15 protein-coding genes are annotated in these 17,056 nt (G+C 49.9%); 6 read left to right on the top strand and 9 right to left on the bottom strand.

Annotated features, from left to right (window positions below):
• Positions 1-91 precede the first annotated feature (91 nt).
• The 4 genes from lgt to QZ310_RS09195 all read left to right on the top strand — a co-directional run bounded on the left by lgt (position 92) and on the right by QZ310_RS09195 (position 3,396).
• Positions 92-958, top strand: a complete 867-nt coding sequence (gene lgt, locus QZ310_RS09210) for a prolipoprotein diacylglyceryl transferase (RefSeq protein ID WP_297072213.1) — start codon at positions 92-94, stop codon at positions 956-958.
• 58 nt (positions 959-1,016) lie between these two features.
• Positions 1,017-2,036 carry a phenylalanine--tRNA ligase subunit alpha gene (gene pheS, locus QZ310_RS09205; protein ID WP_297072212.1) on the top strand — a complete coding sequence of 340 codons (1,020 nt, stop codon included), beginning with the start codon at positions 1,017-1,019 and terminating at the stop codon, positions 2,034-2,036.
• Between the two features lie 63 nt (positions 2,037-2,099).
• Complete coding sequence (gene nth / locus QZ310_RS09200; protein WP_297072211.1) at positions 2,100-2,738, top strand: endonuclease III; 639 nt, start codon at positions 2,100-2,102, stop codon at positions 2,736-2,738.
• The gene (locus QZ310_RS09195) at positions 2,731-3,396 is read left to right on the top strand and encodes a trimeric intracellular cation channel family protein (RefSeq protein WP_297072210.1); all 666 of its coding nucleotides are present in this window, start codon (positions 2,731-2,733) and stop codon (positions 3,394-3,396) included. Before nth ends, QZ310_RS09195 begins: the two co-directional genes overlap by 8 nt.
• Before the next feature lie 296 nt (positions 3,397-3,692).
• Here QZ310_RS09195 and QZ310_RS09190 read toward each other — a convergent pair whose 3' ends face one another.
• The 7 genes from QZ310_RS09190 to QZ310_RS09160 all read right to left on the bottom strand — a co-directional run bounded on the left by QZ310_RS09190 (position 3,693) and on the right by QZ310_RS09160 (position 14,159).
• Complete coding sequence (locus QZ310_RS09190; protein WP_297072209.1) at positions 3,693-5,897, bottom strand: S9 family peptidase; 2,205 nt, start codon at positions 5,895-5,897, stop codon at positions 3,693-3,695.
• Between the two features lie 221 nt (positions 5,898-6,118).
• Positions 6,119-7,063: a ribose-phosphate pyrophosphokinase gene (locus QZ310_RS09185; RefSeq protein ID WP_297072208.1), complete on the bottom strand. Its 945-nt coding sequence runs from the start codon at positions 7,061-7,063 to the stop codon at positions 6,119-6,121.
• 116 nt (positions 7,064-7,179) lie between these two features.
• A complete protein-coding gene (locus tag QZ310_RS09180) occupies positions 7,180-8,838 on the bottom strand; it encodes a putative transporter (RefSeq protein WP_297072207.1) in 1,659 nt (552 codons plus the stop codon).
• Between the two features lie 270 nt (positions 8,839-9,108).
• Positions 9,109-10,515 (bottom strand): MATE family efflux transporter, encoded by a 1,407-nt coding sequence (locus QZ310_RS09175; RefSeq protein ID WP_297072206.1) that lies wholly within the window; start codon positions 10,513-10,515, stop codon positions 9,109-9,111.
• A gap of 563 nt (positions 10,516-11,078) precedes the next feature.
• A complete protein-coding gene (locus tag QZ310_RS09170) occupies positions 11,079-12,125 on the bottom strand; it encodes a hypothetical protein (protein WP_297072205.1) in 1,047 nt (348 codons plus the stop codon).
• 44 nt (positions 12,126-12,169) lie between these two features.
• Positions 12,170-12,508 (bottom strand): hypothetical protein, encoded by a 339-nt coding sequence (locus QZ310_RS09165; RefSeq protein ID WP_297072204.1) that lies wholly within the window; start codon positions 12,506-12,508, stop codon positions 12,170-12,172.
• Positions 12,509-12,737: 229 nt separating this feature from the next.
• Positions 12,738-14,159, bottom strand: a complete 1,422-nt coding sequence (locus QZ310_RS09160; protein WP_297072203.1) for a hypothetical protein — start codon at positions 14,157-14,159, stop codon at positions 12,738-12,740.
• 132 nt (positions 14,160-14,291) lie between these two features.
• On the opposite strand from QZ310_RS09160, the gene QZ310_RS09155 reads away from it, so the two are divergent.
• Entirely contained in the window at positions 14,292-14,480 is a 189-nt protein-coding gene (locus tag QZ310_RS09155) for a hypothetical protein (RefSeq protein ID WP_297072202.1), read from the top strand.
• A gap of 150 nt (positions 14,481-14,630) precedes the next feature.
• Here QZ310_RS09155 and QZ310_RS09150 read toward each other — a convergent pair whose 3' ends face one another.
• Complete coding sequence (locus QZ310_RS09150) at positions 14,631-16,124, bottom strand: hypothetical protein (RefSeq protein ID WP_297072201.1); 1,494 nt, start codon at positions 16,122-16,124, stop codon at positions 14,631-14,633.
• Positions 16,125-16,217: 93 nt separating this feature from the next.
• On the opposite strand from QZ310_RS09150, the gene QZ310_RS09145 reads away from it, so the two are divergent.
• A complete protein-coding gene (locus tag QZ310_RS09145; protein ID WP_297072200.1) occupies positions 16,218-16,391 on the top strand; it encodes a hypothetical protein in 174 nt (57 codons plus the stop codon).
• Between the two features lie 297 nt (positions 16,392-16,688).
• Here the strand turns inward: QZ310_RS09145 and QZ310_RS09140 are convergent.
• Positions 16,689-17,056 (bottom strand): hypothetical protein (locus QZ310_RS09140; protein WP_297072199.1); only part of this gene is annotated, 368 nt, incomplete at its 5' end.

The following is a 17,056-nucleotide window of genomic DNA, read 5'->3' as shown; positions in this document are numbered from 1 at the left end:
CAGGAATTTCGTCAGGAGCGCCCACAGGCCAATCCGTGACCATCGCTAATGCTCCCGACCATTCAGTCATAGTAACTTCAACTCTTATAAAATGTTAGATTTCATCACCTGGAACGCTGACCCCTTCCTTTTCCATATCGGAAACTTCGGACTACGTTGGTATAGCCTCGCCTTCATGGTGGGTTTCCTTGTCGGCTACGAAATCGAAGCGCGCATCTACAAGCATGAGGGCGCTCCCGAAAAATGGCTCAGCCTCCTGTTGCTCTGGACCATAGCCGGAACAATCATCGGCGCGCGTCTTGGCCATGTGTTCTTCTATCAGTGGGATGTCTACAAGCAGGACCCCATCAGCATCCTCTATGTCTGGGAGGGGGGACTTGCAAGCCACGGCGGCACCATAGGCATTATCCTCTGCGTGATTCTCTATTCGATATTCACCACCAAGCGCAGTCCGCTCTGGACATTTGACCGCCTTGTCATTCCCATCGCCCTTGTCGGCGGCTTCATCCGCCTCGGCAACCTCATGAATTCCGAGATTTTCGGCCACGCGACCGACCTCCCCTGGGGCTTCATGTTTGTCCGCTCAGCCGAGTGGCATCAGCTCTATTTCGGTCAGGCCTGTCACCCGACGCAGATTTATGAGGCTCTATGCTATTTCATTCTCTTCGGCATCCTGATGTGGATGTATTGGAAGAAGAATGCCGAGGAACGTCCCGGCCTGATATTCGGAGTGTTCTTCATCGGAATCTTCCTCCCGCGCTTCCTCATTGAATTCATCAAGAATCCTCAGGTGGCTTTCGAGGAGACCATGACGCTCAACATGGGCCAGTGGCTCAGTGTCCCCTTCATCCTCCTCGGAGTAGGGCTTATCATCTACGCCATGAGCCGTCCGCGTCAGCATATCACATTCCCCAACCGTTTCGCCGATGAGGAACCGGCAACGAAAAAAGGCCGTTGAGGCAACGGTGGATTGCTGAAAAATCACTAATTTTGCATCAAGAAAAAACCAATCAGAAATGATAGACAAGATAAATCAGCTTAAGGCTGAAATAGAGGCTCTTGAAGCCAAGACTCCGCAGGATGTGGAGGCACTCCGCATCAAATATCTCAGCAAGAAGGGTGCAGTGTCGGAACTCATGGCAGATTTCCGCAATGTGGCTCCCGAGCAGAAACGTGAACTCGGACAGAAGCTCAACGAGCTTAAAAACCTTGCTACAGAGAAGCTTGCAGCTCTCCGCGAGGCCCTCGAAAGCGTCGACACCGGCGCTGCCGAGCTCGATCTCAGCCGCACAGCCGCTCCCATGCCCCTCGGCACACGTCATCCGCTCTCGCTTGTGAAAAACGAGATTGTCTCAATCTTCTCCCGCCTTGGCTTCACCATTGCCGAAGGTCCTGAGATTGAGGATGACTGGCATGTGTTCTCGTCGCTCAACTTCGCTGAGGACCACCCCGCGCGCGACATGCAGGACACTTTCTTCATCCAGCGTAACCCCGACGTGCTTCTCCGCACCCACACTTCATCGGTGCAGAGCCGCGTGATGGAGAAGACACAGCCGCCGATCCGTATCATCTGCCCGGGACGCGTCTACCGCAACGAGGCTATCTCGGCACGCGCACACTGCTTCTTCCATCAGGTTGAGGCGCTCTATGTCGACAAGAACGTTTCGTTTGCCGACCTTCGTCAGACCCTTCTCTACTTCGCTCAGGAAATGTTTGGTCCTGAGACCAAGATTCGTCTGCGTCCGAGCTACTTCCCCTTCACTGAACCCTCGGCTGAGATGGACATCTCCTGCAACCTCTGCGGTGGCAAGGGCTGCTCTTTCTGCAAGCACACCGGTTGGGTGGAAATCCTCGGTTGCGGCATGGTGGATCCCAACGTCCTCGAAGCCTGCGGCATAGACTCGAAGGAATACACCGGTTTCGCCCTCGGTATGGGTGTGGAGCGTATCACCAACCTCAAGTATCAGGTGAAGGACCTCCGCATGTTCTCCGAGAACGATGTCCGCTTCCTTGAGCAGTTCGAGGCCGCCCATTGATTTCATTCATGCAGTCCCCGCTGTCATAATTCTCTCCATAAACAAATAGAACAAGCTATAACCGTGACCGTTAAGGAACGCTACGCACGCGTGATTGAATGGTTCTCGGCTGCCATGCCGGTGGCTGAGACGGAACTCCACTACGAAAACCCCTATCAGTTGCTTGTGGCCGTGATTCTCTCGGCCCAATGCACTGACAAGCGGGTCAACATCATCACGCCTCCGCTCTTCGAGGCTTTTCCGACCCCCGAGGCGATGGCCAAGGCTTCGGTCGAGGAGATTTTCGAATATATCAAGAGCTGCTCCTATCCCAACAACAAGAGCAAGTCGCTCAGCGGGATGGCCAGGCGCTTAGTTGAGGAGTTCGGCGGAGAGGTCCCCTCGGATCTTGATGCTCTGATGAGCCTGCCGGGTGTCGGGCGCAAGACGGCCAATGTGATTCTGTCGGTTGTCTACAACCGTGCGACAATGGCGGTGGATACCCATGTGTTCCGCGTTAGTGAACGTATCGGCTTGACCACCAACAGCAAGACTCCCCTCGCTACGGAGAAGACACTCGTGAAGTATATTCCCGAGGAGCTTGTCCCGAAAGCCCATCACTGGCTCATTTTGCATGGCAGATATGTGTGCAAGGCGCGTCGGCCCGACTGTCTGAACTGCGGGCTGACCTCCGTGTGCCGCTACTATCAGAAGAATGGTTGAATCGACTTTTATTTTCATCATTGAAATCCTCGGGACGCTGGCTTTCGGAGTCAGCGGTGTCCGCCTTGCCGCCAAGAAGCATTTCGACTGGTTTGGCGCTTATACAATCGGAGTTATCACGGCTATCGGCGGAGGAACGCTGCGCGACATCCTGCTCGATATTCCCGTGTTCTGGATGCAGACATGGCTCTATCTTGCCGTGACCGGTGTGTCATTCCTGATAGTTGCCGTTTTCACAAGAATTCTGACGTCGGATTCTAAGTCGCTTTTCATGTTTGATGCCGTCGGTCTGACTCTCTTCGTCATCACTGGTATCCAGAAGACTCTCGCTGAGGGCTATCCCATGTGGGTGGCGATAATAATGGGTATGATTACGGGGTCTTTCGGCGGTATTCTCCGCGATGTGCTCATCAATGAGGAGCCTCTGTTTTTCCGCAAGGACATCTATGCTACCGCCTGTATCGGTGGCGGAGTTGTCTATTGGCTCACAGCCCTTCTCGGCGGTTCTGTGTGGGTGCAGCAGGCACTCTGTGTGGTGACCATCCTTTTCCTCCGTTGGGGCGCGCTGCGCTATGGCTGGCATCTCCCCGAAATGAAGGAACGCACCCTCTCCGAACTCCGCCAGAGCCGCAAATCCGACGGCCGTTCATATCATTGAGAATCGTCTATAGAGAATTGGTGGTCTATATTCGCATAAGCGGTGAAATCACCATTAGATCATAAGCCCGGCTATTGTCCGGAAGGCCGGACAGGCCGGACCTGTCGGACAAGTCAGACAAGTCAGACAAGTCCGACAGACAAGTCTGTTGAATGCAAATAAACTGCCCGCAGCCTGGTTTTCAGGTCTGCGGGCAGTTTATTTGGTAATTTTCGTGAGCGGGAATCATCCCGCTCACGAAAATGCGATGATATTCCGATTGAATAAGATTATATTCCGATTAATAATGCGGTGGTTTACTCTGCTGCGGCTGCGGAATCGGCGGCTGCTGCTGAGGCGGGAGCTGCGGCTGCGGAGTCGGCTGCGGGTTTGAGCCATTTGTCGAACCAGCGGAAGAAGAGACGCTGCCACATCACTGCGTTCTGGGGTTTGAGAATCCAGTGGTTTTCATCGGGGAAGATAAGCATCTCGGCAGGGATACCGCGGAGCTTGGCGGCGTTGAAGGCCATTTCGCCCTGAGATGAAAGGATGCGGTAGTCAAACTCACCGTGGGTAATCATGATGGGGGTGTCCCATTTGTCGACGAAGCGATGGGGCGACATTGCGAATGTGCGCTGAGCTGTCGGATTGTCCTTGCGCCAGAATGCGCCGTAGTCAGGAGCTGTGGTGACATCGGCGGGAGCCTTGTCAGCACCGCCACCCATATCCCAGTTGGCAAACCACATTTCCTCGGTTTCGAGATACTGGGCTTCCATGTTGAAGATACCTGCGTGGGCGAGGAAGGCGGCGAAACGCTTCTCGTGGTTACCGGCAAGCCAGTAGGTCGAGAAACCGCCATAGCTTGCGCCTGTGCAGCCGATGCGGGCGGGATCGATGAAGGAATTCTTCTTCATGTAGTCGACAGCAGCGAGGTAGTCACGCATGTTCTGTCCGGGGTAGTCGCCGGAAATCTGGGCGTTCCATTCTGTGCCGAAGCCGGGCAGACCGCGACGGTTGGGAGCAATCACGATATAGCCGTTTGCGGCCATGAGGGCGAGGTTCCAGCGGTAGCTCCAGAACTGGCTGACGGCCTGCTGCGGACCGCCCTGGCAGTAGAGAAGTGAGGGATATGTCTTGGTTGAGTCGAAATCCTGAGGATAGACGGCCCACACGAGCATTTCCTTACCGTCGGTGGTCGGAACCATGTTGCGCTCCACGCGGGGCATTTTGAGCGACGAGAGGAGCTCGGTGTTGACGTTGGAAATCTGCTTGACCTCACCTGCCTTAGCGATGCAGACCTCGTTGGGGGCGAGCATTGAGTGGCGGAGTGTCACGATTGATTCCTCGTCAAGCGGAGCGAGAGCTGCATAGTCACACTCTCCGTCGGCAACGACCTTGATTTCCTTGCTTGCGATGTCGAGCGAGAAAACGGGGATGTCGCCACCCTTGGCAGCGAGGAAGTAGAGTGACTTGCCGTTGGGATTCCAAGCGATTGCATCGGCGGTATAGTCCCAGTCAGAGGTCAGGTCGGTCTTCTCGCCTGAGGTGACATCCATGAGGAAGATGCGGTTCTTGTCGGCCTCATAGCCATCGCGCTCCATAGAGAGCCACGCTACATACTTACCGTCGGGCGAGTAGGAGGGGTTGGTGTCGTAGCCCATCATGCCTTCTGTGAGGTTGCGGGTGCTCTTGTCGGCAAGCGAGTAGAGATAGAGGTCGGAGTTGGTCGAGACGGCGTAGTCGCGGCCTGTCTTTTTGCGGGAAACATAGATGAGCGACTGACCGTCGGGTGCCCATGCGAACGATTCGATGCCTCCGAAGGGGAGCATGGGGGCTTCATACATGGGTTCGTCGGACATGATGTCCTCGACGTTGGTCACCTCGTTGCCGTCGAAATCACCGACGAAGGGGTGGGGAATTTCAGTCACCCAGTGGTCCCAGTGCTTATACATCATGTCGTCGATGACACGTCCTGTCGCTTCGGGGAGGTCGGGATAGAGGTCCTTGGCCTCGCGGGTGAACTTGATGGGCGAGATGAGGATGACTTTCTTCTCATCGGGTGAGAAGAGGAAGCCTTCGACGCCTTTTTCGAGCTTGCTGACCTGCTTGCGGCCGCTGCCGTCGGCGTTCATTACCCAAAGCTGGCTCTTGCCGTCGGCGTCAGCGTAGGTGAATGCAATCTGCTTGCCCTGGTTGATCCAGGTGAAGTTGCCTTCCGATTTGGGTGTGCGGGTGATGCGTTCGAGGTTCGAACCGTCTGGGTCCATGACATAGAGGTCATTGTTGGAGCGGTTCTTCTCAAGGTCTTCGTAGGAGATACCGAAAAGGACCTTGCGGGTCTCGGGAGAGACACTGACAGCCGAAACGCGGCCGAGGGCTTCGAGCGCGTCAATGTCGAAGATGCCTGTTGTCGACTTGAAATCGGGCTTGTCGATGATTTCGGCATCATTTTCGCCCCCTGATGAGCAGGCTGTGAGCGAAGCTGCCGTGAGGACTGTTGCCATGATGTGGTTTAGATTCATGTCGGTTGTTTAAATGTGAGGGGAAATGAGTGATGAATGGAGAAAGATGATGGTTGTAAGGCGGGAGATACAGAAGCACAAAAGAACAAAAGATACAAACGTTTTTTATCGTATAATCCAAGATGTGGATTGAGAGGTTGAAAGATTGCGTTGAAGACAATCTCTGAAAACTTCTGTTTCGTTTGCCCTTTTGTTCTTTTGTATCTCAGGTCTTGCAACCTTTATTTAATGAGGTATTGCGACGAGATTGACTCGTGGGTGTGGACGCGGCGGATTGTATCAGCGAAGAGACGTGCGACAGAGAGGATTGTTGCCTTCTTGCAGTTCTTGTTGAAGGGGATGGAGTTGGTAAACATCATCTCGGTCAGCGCGCAGTTGTCGATGCGTTCAGAGGCGGGATCCGACATGATTGCATGTGAGCAGAGAGCGCGGACAGAGCGTGCGCCGCTTGCCATCATGAGGTCGGCTGCCTTGGTGATTGTGCCTGCGGTATCGACCATGTCATCAATGAGAATCACATCCTTGTCCTTGACGTCGCCGATGACGGTCATCTGGGCTACCACGTTGGCCTTGGCGCGCTGCTTGTGGCAAAGCACGAGGGGCACGTTGAGGTATTTGGCGTAGCTGTTGGCGCGCTTGGCTCCACCGACGTCGGGCGATGCGATGACGAGGTTCTCAAGCTTGAGCGTCTGGATGTAGGGGATGAACACGGACGACGCATAGAGATGGTCGACGGGGATGTCGAAGAATCCCTGAATCTGGTCGGCGTGGAGGTCCATTGTGATCACTCGGTCAACTCCGGCAGTCGTGAGAAGGTCGGCCACAAGCTTTGCGGCGATTGACACACGGGGCTTGTCCTTGCGGTCCTGACGGGCCCATCCGAAGTAGGGCATCACGGCGATGATCGATGCGGCTGAGGCGCGCTTGGCGGCGTCGATCATGAGCAGAAGTTCCATGAGGTTGTCGGTGTTGGGGAAGGTGGACTGGACGAGATAGACCTCGCAGCCACGGATGGATTCCTCGAACGATACTTCAAACTCGCCGTCGGCAAAGTACTGGATGTTCATCTTGCCGAGTTCACAGCCTAAGTCGCGGCAGATTTCTTCTGCCATGTAGTGAGATTTTGTCCCGGAGAAAACTTTGATTGGTGGAAGGGAATCAATCATGATTATGTATGATAATGATGAGTTTGGGTGCAAAATTACAAAAATTCCCTCGGCTATTATGTTAAAAGCGAGGGAATTTTTATGATGTCCTCAATATTCTTGAATCAAGGTTAGTGTCAGAACAGGCAAAGTATGAGTGCCTGGGCGGCGACAACTCGCAGGAACATGGTCAGAGGATAGACCGTCGAGTAGGCCACGGCGGGGGCGTCGGAGCCGGTCGAGTTGTTGGCGTAGGCGAGTGCGGGGGGATCGGTGCAGCCGCCCGAAACAAGACCCATGATGGTGAGGAAGTTGATTTTGTAGACTCCGCGGGCGATGCAGCCGACAATGAGGAGGGGCATGAAGGTGATGATGAAGCCCCAGATTACCCACCACATACCGGTGGTGTTGAAGACTGTTTCGGCAAATCCACGGCCCGACGAGATACCGACCGAGGCAAGGAAGAGGCAGATGCCGAGTTCGCGCATGAGCAGCGATGCCGAGGTCGAGGTGTAGGTGACGAGCTTGAATTTGTAGCCGAAACGGCTGAGAAGGATGGCCACCACGAGGGGACCGCCGGCGAGACCGAGTTTCATGCCGAATCCGACGTTGATAGAGCCGACGATGATACCGAAGAGGATACCGACGAAGATGGTGATGAGGTTCGGGTGGTTGAGGCGCTTCATCGAGTTGCCAAGGCGGACGCCGAGACGCTCGATGTCGTTGAGGTCGCCGACCACTGTGAGGCGGTCGCCCATCTGCAGGCGGAGGTTGGGCGATGCGAGGAGGTCGACACCTGCACGGTTGACGCGGGTGCAGTTGAGCGAGTAGGCGGTGTGGAGGCGGAGGTCGCCGAGGGGCACGCCGTTGTATTTGCTCTGGGTGATGACGATGCGGCGGGAGAAGATCTTGCTCTGTACCTCTTCCCAGTCGCTTTCGTTCATTTCAATCTCATGGCCGATGACGCCCTGGAACTTAGCTTCGTCGGAGGGTGCGAGTACTACGAAAATCTTGTCGCCGACGTGGAGTTCGGTCTTGGAGGTCGGGATGATCACCTTGCCGTCCTCACCCATCAGTCGCGACACGACGAAGTCGCAGTGGAGAATCTGGTGGAGTTCGAAGAGGGTCTTGCCGTCGATGAGCTTGTTGGTCACCTCGAAGGAAACCACGAGGGGTTTCTGCTGAGAGGCTTCAATCTCTTCCTCGATGGCGCGGATCTCGTCCTCGGTGCGGATCTTGAAGATGGCTTTGACGATGAGCATTGAGAGGATGATGCCGATGACGCCGAGGGGGTAGGCGGCGGCATAACCCATTGCCATGATGTTGATAGCCTCGGTGCTTCCGGCTGTCTGCTGGGCGGCGGCGAGACCGGGGGTGTTGGTCACGGCACCCGACATCACGCCGACGAGGGCTGAGATGGAGGTGTTGCCGTCAATGTAGAAGATGGCGAGTGTGATTGCAACGTTGAGGGCGATGATGAGCACCGCGAGACCGTTGAGCAACACTCCGCCCTTCTTGAACGACGAGAAGAAACCGGGTCCAACCTGGATACCGATAGCGAAGATAAATAGGATAAGGCCGAACTCGCGCACGAATTTCAGCACTTCGGCATTTACAATGTAGCCGAAGTGGCCCATGACGATTCCGACGAACAGCACAAAGGTGACACCGAGTGAGATGCCTCCGATTTTCAGCTTCCCGAGGAAGATACCGGCGGCTATCACGAAGGAATAGAGCACAAGGGTGCTCGCAAGCTCCGTATGGCCCGGACCGATCAGGTCAAATAACCATTCCATTACTTAAAAATGTTGACAATATGAATTTTAAACAATCTTTTTCAGCTATTGACGGATGTCTGTCGGCAGACACCGTGTTTTTGATTTGGCAGCGTTCCGGCCTCGTGTGGCGGATGTGACCCGTAGCAAGTTTGCCGGAGAAAAACATGCGGCGGATGACACATCTGATTTTTGAGAGTGCAAAGGTAGAAATTTTTTGGCGTTTTTTAACAAAACGCGTGTGTAAAAATGAACACTTTTTTCCACGATGCGCCCAATTTTTTTGCACCGTCAGTTCATATCGCGGCTGAAATGGGCGGCAAACTCGGCTTCTTTCTTCCTGACTGTAGCTCCGAAGGCGCGGATGAGCAGCACGGAAGCGACGATTAGCGCGCCCGAGAAGCTGTAGTAGACACCGATGTTGTGCCAGTCGAGCACTTTGGCGAGGAAGAGGAGGAGAGGTATGCCGACGATGATGTAGCTGACAATCGAGATCCAGAGCAGTGGCTTGACGTGGGAGGTGCCGCGCAGGGCGTTGGCGTAGGTGAGCTGGATGGCATCGCCATACTGATAGAGGATGAGGGGGACAATCAGGGCGAGGGCAGCGGTGATTACCTCGGGGTCGGGGGTGAAGGCATGGATGAGATGGCGGCCGCCGATGAGGAAGACGAGCGAGGCGATGGTGGCGAGGAGGAGGTTGAGATGGAGTCCTGCGGAGGTGATACGGCGCATTCCGTTGATGTCGCGCAGGCCGGTGTAGTTGGCGACGCGTATCGATGTGGCCACGCCGAAGCTCATGAATGTCATGAAACCGAGCTGGGCGATGGTGTTGACCACCTGGTAGGACGCAAGTTGAATCTTGCCGAACCAGCCTGAGACGATGGCTCCGAAGCTCCAGAGGAAACATTCGACGCCACTTTGTATCATGACAGGATAGGAGGTGGTCCAGACTTTCATGCGGACACTGCCCGACTTTGCTGAGCCTTCACGCAGTCCCTTGATGTAGGGGCTGTAGCGCTTCGAGAAGAGGAGGAAGAGGAGGATTCCGGTCATGGCGAGATAGCGGGCGGTGAGGGTGCTGAGACCTGCGCCGACGAGTCCGAGCTGTGGGGCGCCGAAGTGTCCGTAGATGAGGGTGTAGTTTCCGAGAATGTTTATGGCGTTGGCACAGAGGATCATCCACATCGGTGTGGCGGTGTCGGTAGTGCCGTTGGCTGTCTGCTGGCAGCAGTTGAAGATGGCCATTGGGAGGAGGGTGGCCAGGACAATTAGATAGTAGCTGCGGATGAGCGGGAGGAGTTCTTCGGGCTGTCCGAAGCGGTCGAGGAAGAAGTAGAGAGTGCCCATTATGGCCGTGAAGCAGAGCGAGACTATCACGTTGATTTGCAGTCCGGCGCGGAGGGTGATGCCGACCTCGGTGTTCTCCTTGCGGCTGTAGAGCGCGCCGATGAGCGGGGTCATACCTGAGGCGAAACCGATCTGCATGACGGTTGCTATCATGAAGATGGAGTTGACGAAGGCTGCTGCGGCAAGTTCGTCAGTGCCGTAGGCACCGACCATCATGGTGTCTGCGAAGTTGACGACGATGATGCCGACCTGTGTGATGAGCACGGGGAGCCCGAGCCGCCACAGGTTTTTGTATTCGGTCTTGTATGCTTTCCAGAAACCCGCCTTGCGGGTGAGTGAAGAGGTTTTCATAAGTTGATAGGAGTCTCAAACGGTTTCGGACTGCAAAGGTAGGCATTTTTAATGATACCAGTGTATTAAATAGGGCTAATAAGTCAAATAGGCCAAATAAGGCGGATAGGGGTTGCGGGAAGGGTACACAAGGACAGAGGGTCAGAAGGAACAGAAGTTTTTTATAGAGGAGGATTTTGTGCGGGAAGGGTACACAAAGACAGAAGGTCAGAAGGAACAGAAGTTTTTATAGAGGAGGATTTTGTGCGGGAAGGGTACACAAAGACAGAGGGTCAGAAGGAACAGAAGTTTTTTATGTTTTTTTGAGAGTTAGGCGTTCTTGTGTCTATGAAGGTACGGAGGTTTTTTATGCCTTTTAAGGAATGGAAGTTTTTTATGTCTTTGAGGGAACGGATGGTTGATGTATGTCTGCGTCAAAGTCCGACTCTCACGAGCCGGAGCTTTAAGCCATGCGTCAGGGGAATCACCCGTACACATAGTTTTGATTTATTGTTTCGAAAAGTGTATTCTGTGTTATGAAATGTAATCTATTTGTATATGGGTTGCTATATTCATTTGGACGATTATTGCTGCCAGAAGAGGGCGCTGTTGACGGTGTACTGGGCAATGATTGCGAGTTCGACCTTGAGATCCTCGGAGATGTTGAGCTGTTTGAGCATTTCGTTGAGTTCTGCTGCGTAGCTGTGGATGGCATCGTCTGACTGGTTGAGACATTTCAGGGCGATTTCTGAGGTGAAGTCAGTGAATATGTGCAGTTCATCGTTGCTCAGACGGCAGTCCTGCAGATAGGTGTGGTAGGTATTTATAAGGTCTTGGTTGGTGTGGCCGAAATCGTCGGAGTCCTTGGTAATTATTGCAATCTGTTTGGCGTGAGATTGGATGCGGTTGATTTCGATGAGTGACAAAGAGTTGGCATCCATGAGGCCCACGAGGTCATTGGTGAGACGATCCATGTCAAGTGTGTTGTTATCAAGATAGGAATTCCTGTTGTTCATGATCTCACACATGGCATTGTTGTGCTGGTAACCGAGGAGGTCAACGGTGATGGTTTCGTAGGCGGGTATGGCATCATCGGCGGACGACAGATCGGGGGCACGTCCCGGCAATGGACGGATAGGACCGCAAGAATCAATTGCGATTTTATTATCGTCGACGGGCAGACGGTCGTCCCCTCCGGATGAGTTGGTTCTCATTTCTGATGGCTTGATGGATATGTCATATTTCAGTATCCAATTGGTGGGTGTGGCTCTTGATTCCACTTTTTCCAGAAAATATTCAGCGGCTGCCGAGGTTAATGCGCAGCCGAGTTTTCCTCCAAGCGGCCCACCGCAGTATGTGCCTCCCGCCCTGCCTACCTGATCGGCCAGGAAGGTGCCAAATCTTTTTAAAAATCCACGGCTTGATTTGTCGGGGATGGTTGAGTTGAGGCTGTCGAGAGCGGCGAAGACTGTGGAAAGTTCTTGGTTGTAGATGTCTGCCGGAAGTGTGTCGTCAGTTGAGGGAATGTCTTCTGCCGGTTTGATGTCGGGCATATCCGGTGCGTTGGTTTCTGTGCATGATGAGGCAAGAATCAGCATCGAGAGCATGAGGATGGAAAAGATTTTTTTCATAATAAGATAGGATTTGATTGATAAAATGTGATGATTAATATGCTTTAATATATGATTTCTGAGTGGGAGGAGGTGGGAGTCGTAATATTTACCATTATTGGTTCGTCGATTTGACCGATGTAATGCACGAACTGGCATGTTGACGAAATCTCGATTTCATTGATGATTGAGTTGTCGGAGACTTTTGACAGAGATAAGTGTGTCCGACCGGATTCATGCTCGAATGAAATGACAAGGTAGCCGTTGTCGTACTCGCATGTGATTTCGTTTTGGGTTGTGGGGAGTTCAAGACGAGTGGGCTCATCCTTATTCTTGTTATTAGGATTGGCATATCCATTAATAATTGTAAAGTTAAAAATAAGAACCAGTGATAATAATTTCATATTCATAATTTAAATTTATTAGAAACATTGTGGTTTTGTTTTCTGATGCAAAGTTAGGCCGACGAGGAAACAGATGACGAATTTCAAGATGTGATAAATTTAAACTTGCTTATGTGTAAGTTGCAGTATATAAAACTATTAGGCTTAGGTTAAAATTTGGATATTTAACCTAAGCCTAACTTACTTATTGATAATGCTTATATGTATATGGTGGTTAAAGCATTGAAAATTAGTATCTTGATAAGATTTCAACTATTTCGGGTGCATCGGATGCGTTGGAATCGGCGATTATTTTGATTAACTGTTTTTTTCGTCGGTAGGTGTAGTTGGGATGAATGCCGAGGAAAAGTCCGATTGCGCGGGCGTTGAGGCCGGCGAGAGTTAGGGCAAGAAGAGTGACATCTTTCTCTCTCATGGATGGAATCTGCGTGCGGATTTTTGAGATGATTCCGTCAAGGCAGTCATCGACCATGCGTTCGATCTCTTGAATATTCTCCGGACGTTTGAATTTGTCGATTTCATGCTTGATGTTTTTGTAGAAAGCGAGATAGTTTGTCTCGTTTTCTTCCTGAGCGGCATACTCATTTATGATAATGTTAAGTTGAGAAAATCTGCCTTGTAATAGTGGTTGTATTTTTTTACTCAGTAGTTCGTTCTGTCCCTTATTTTGGGTAAGGTCTGCTGCAAGAAGTTGGATTTCATTATTCTTGTTAGAAAGAATGGTGGAAAGATTGGCAATGTCTTCTCCATGTTTTGCAAGCTTCTTACTTAAAGATTCTTTTTCGAAATCTATTTCTTGAATCTTTTTTGACAAAAGTATGATTTCAGTCATCTGCTTACTTATGGCTGTATTTTTTCTGTTTAGGCGGATATGATATAAAAGAGTACCTATCATAATGAGTAGTAAACCTATAATGGTAGAAAATATAAACAAAAGTTTGTTCCGTTGAGCTATTTTTTCTGTGTTTGCAGCTTCTGCCGAGTAAAAATTCCGCTGACCGGCAACTGCAGATTGTTTTACTGCATTTTTGAATATTTTGTTGTCTAATTTGGATAATATTTCTTGATATTCAAAAGCCTGGGCTAAATTTCCTTCTTTCTTACTCAGTTGTACCATGGCATCGTAATAAAATATGGAATCATTAACGCTTTCCATCTTGTCAGCCGAAAATGTAAGCAGTGATTTGGCTTCTTTTAATTTTCCAACAGCGATTTTAACAAAAGCGATATCAGCCAAATCTGTTGATGGATATTCTAAGATGTCTTTGTATTTTAGAAGAGTATCTCCATATTCTTCTGCTTTGGTATATTCACCTTTTTTTTCATACATTAAGTGTCCTATACCTAGAAGATAAATCTTAAGAGTAGGAAATGCTTCAATTTTTGGTTGCAGAGAGTCTAAAATTGTCTCGCATTTATCATATTGTCCAAGGCTATTGTATCTTGCGGCCAGATCACCCATTGTATACAGATAAAATCCATCGTATCCATTATTTTTATATAATTTAGCTGCTTCTTTAGAATATTCGATACTTTCTTCATAATAATAGGAGCGTGATAATACTAACGAAATGACATCGGCTGCGCGTGCTTGCCAAAACTGATCATTTAATTTTTTAGCTATTTCATGGCATTTCATTACTGAACTCATTGCTGTAGAATTATCTCCGACAATATGTTTTATTCGAGCAAGGTAGTATAGGGATTTCATGAGGTGAGGCCGGTCGTCGGCATTTTCGAAATATTCGACGGCTGTTGATATGAGGGAGTCGTTGTCGGACGGTTGGTAGATTTTGAACTCGCTTTGTGTCAGGAGCAGGGCGTAGAGTGCCGCTTGCCTTTCGGATGCGGAGGCAAGGAGCTGAGGGGCTATGCTGTCGGCGAGGATTGCATGAGCCGAGTCGGGAGCCTGGTCCATGATTCGTTCGGCACGGTCAAGGTAAGTGTCGAGGCGGTCGCCACCTCCACATGAGGAGAGTATGGGAAATATGGATGTTAAGAGGGAGATGACTGTTGCGAGTTTGAATAAAGTACGCATGGATATGTCAATTTGTTACTTGTGGTATTTGTGTAGAATATTATGATGGGAAGTGGATGTGTATGAGGTGTGAGATACCGGCATTTAGTATCTTGATAGGATTTCGACTATTTCGGGGGCATTTGGGGCGGAAGAATCGGCGATTATTTTGATTAACTGTTTTTTTCGTCGGTAGGTATAGTTGGGATGAATGCCGAGGAAAAGTCCGATTGCGCGGGCGTTGAGGCCGGCGAGAGTTAGGGCAAGAAGAGTGACATCTTTCTCTCTCATGGATGGAATCTGCGTGCGGATTTTTGAGATGATTCCGTCAAGGCAATCGTCTACCATGCGTTCGATTTCTTGAATATTCTCCGGACGTTTGAATTTGTCGATTTCATGCTTGATGTTTTTGTAGAAAGCGAGATAGTTTGTCTCGTTTTCTTCCTGAGCGGCATACTCCGTTATGATAGTGTTGAGTTGGGCGAAGCGTCCTTGCAGGAGTATTTGGACCATCGAGCTAAGTTTTTCGTTTCGGTTGCTGTTGGAAATGAGATTTTCAGAAAGTTCCTCGATTTTTGAGTTTTGTGTTGAAATTATAGATGATAGTTGATTGAACTCGGAAAGTTTTTTATTGAGTGTTTCGTTTTCAGAATTTGTCTGTTGAAGAGTTTTGGAAAGGAGTATGATTTCCGTCATTTTCTTGCTGATATCCATATTTTTCTTACTTAACCGATTACGGTATATTAGTATGGAAGTTATGATCAGAAATATAGTAGAGAAGAGAGCTAAAATCAATAGTAGACGATTCCTGGTCGCAATCTGAGCTATACGAATCATCTCTTCGGAGTAATAGTCACGTTGAGCGTACATTACAGATTGGGTTGTAACAATATCGAATATCTGACTATATAATTCAAGTGATTTTTTAGTCGCTTTAAGTGTAGCTTCGGTGTCTCCTTTTTTTTCATAATAGTGGGAGAGTGCATTATAATAAAAAATGGAATCACGGGTTGTCCTCAATTTAGGGAATGTATTTTTTAATATTTCGTTTGCTTCATTAATTCGGCCTAATCTAATTTTTACATCAGCGATAATTGCATGTTCTATTGCTGTATTTAGTAGATGGTCCTCATATTTTAAAACAGAATCGCCCATTTGCTCGGCTTTTTCGTATTCTCCTAATGTACTATACATTAATTGTGCAGTACTTGATATATCAGCTAAAATGGATTGTCGAAACTCATCACATATAACTTGCGGATTTTGAAATAAATTTAATATAGTGTCGATTACCGCTTGACAGTTTTCATATTGCTTTAAATGGTTATATCTGATTGCCTGATCAGATAATGTATAGATATAAAATAAGATATTTCCTGATTTTTTATATAATTCAGCAGCTTCTTTTCCGTAATTAATGCTTTCTTTACTATGGTAGAAAGATGAGAATAATTTAGCGATTACATCATCGCATCTTGCTTGCCAAAAGTTATCTTCAATCATTTTTGCCATAGCGCGTGCTCGCATGGCTGAATTCATTGCATCAGAGTAGTTTTCATTATTGTTGCATATTCTTGCTTTATAGTATAGTGATTTCATCAGGTGAGGCCGGTCGTCGGCATTTTCGAAATATTCGACGGCTGTTGATATGATGGAGTCGTTGTCGGAAGGCTGGTAGATTTTGAACTCGCTTTGTGTCAGGAGCAGGGCGTGGAGGGCCGCTTGCCTTTCGGATGCGGAGGCAAGGAGCTGAGTGGTTATGCTGTCGGCGAGGATTGCATGGGCCGAGTCTGGAGCCTCGTCCATGATTCGTTCGGCACGGTCAAGGTAAGTGTCGAGGCGGTCGCCACCTCCGCATCCGGTTGAAAGTTGAAAGATGAATATTATAATTGTGATAATTGTTGCAAATTTAAACGAAATATGCATAAAATATACCGATTTGTTGCTTATTGTGCAAAATTACGAAAAATTGTGTAATATTTGATGGGGTGGGTATGTAAAGGCAGAGTGGTCAAAAGGTTTTTGTGGTTGAAAAGGTGGGTAAGTGGATTATCGGACATCTTCGATGCCCTTTTGGGTAATTATTCTTTTTCCCCACACCTTCGCGCCACGCAATTTCGCCCTACGGGCTTCATTGCGTTGTCGCTCGATGTGGGGCTACCATCACATCGCTGCTCCGCAGCTTGCTAACGGCCATGCGGATAGGGCGTTCGGATATGCGTTGACGGCTATTTGGATAGTTTGTTGGTGTGCGTTCGGATATGCGTTGACGGCTATTTGGATAGTTTGTTGGCGTGCGTTCGGATATGTGTTGGCAGCCATTTGGATAGTTTGTTGGTGTGCGTTCGGATATGCGTTGACGGCTATTTGGATAGTTTGTTGGCGTGCGTTCGGATATGTGTTGACGGCCATTCGGATAGTTTGTTGGCGTGCGTTCGGATATGTGTTGGCGGCCATTTGGATAGTTTGTTGGTGTGCGTTCGGATATGTGTTGACGGCCATTCGGATAGTTTGTTGGCGTGCGTTCGGAT

The organism is uncultured Duncaniella sp., from assembly GCF_910577345.1.
Lineage (GTDB): Bacteria > Bacteroidota > Bacteroidia > Bacteroidales > Muribaculaceae > Duncaniella.
The sequence above is the reverse complement of the archived record's forward strand: the minus strand, read 5'-3'. Positions and strand labels throughout refer to the sequence as shown.

What these genes read in the sequence shown, in the direction of transcription:
- lgt (WP_297072213.1), top strand. Translation starts at nt 92, where the DNA reads ATGTTAGATTTCATCACCTGGAACGCTGACCCCTTCCTTTTCCATATC.
- pheS (WP_297072212.1), top strand. Translation starts at nt 1,017, where the DNA reads ATGATAGACAAGATAAATCAGCTTAAGGCTGAAATAGAGGCTCTTGAA.
- QZ310_RS09195 (WP_297072210.1), top strand. Translation starts at nt 2,731, where the DNA reads ATGGTTGAATCGACTTTTATTTTCATCATTGAAATCCTCGGGACGCTG.
- QZ310_RS09190 (WP_297072209.1), bottom strand. Translation starts at nt 5,897, where the DNA reads ATGAATCTAAACCACATCATGGCAACAGTCCTCACGGCAGCTTCGCTC.
- QZ310_RS09185 (WP_297072208.1), bottom strand. Translation starts at nt 7,063, where the DNA reads ATGATTGATTCCCTTCCACCAATCAAAGTTTTCTCCGGGACAAAATCT.
- QZ310_RS09180 (WP_297072207.1), bottom strand. Translation starts at nt 8,838, where the DNA reads ATGGAATGGTTATTTGACCTGATCGGTCCGGGCCATACGGAGCTTGCG.
- QZ310_RS09175 (WP_297072206.1), bottom strand. Translation starts at nt 10,515, where the DNA reads ATGAAAACCTCTTCACTCACCCGCAAGGCGGGTTTCTGGAAAGCATAC.
- QZ310_RS09170 (WP_297072205.1), bottom strand. Translation starts at nt 12,125, where the DNA reads ATGAAAAAAATCTTTTCCATCCTCATGCTCTCGATGCTGATTCTTGCC.
- QZ310_RS09165 (WP_297072204.1), bottom strand. Translation starts at nt 12,508, where the DNA reads ATGAAATTATTATCACTGGTTCTTATTTTTAACTTTACAATTATTAAT.
- QZ310_RS09160 (WP_297072203.1), bottom strand. Translation starts at nt 14,159, where the DNA reads ATGAGTTCAGTAATGAAATGCCATGAAATAGCTAAAAAATTAAATGAT.
- QZ310_RS09150 (WP_297072201.1), bottom strand. Translation starts at nt 16,124, where the DNA reads ATGAAATCACTATACTATAAAGCAAGAATATGCAACAATAATGAAAAC.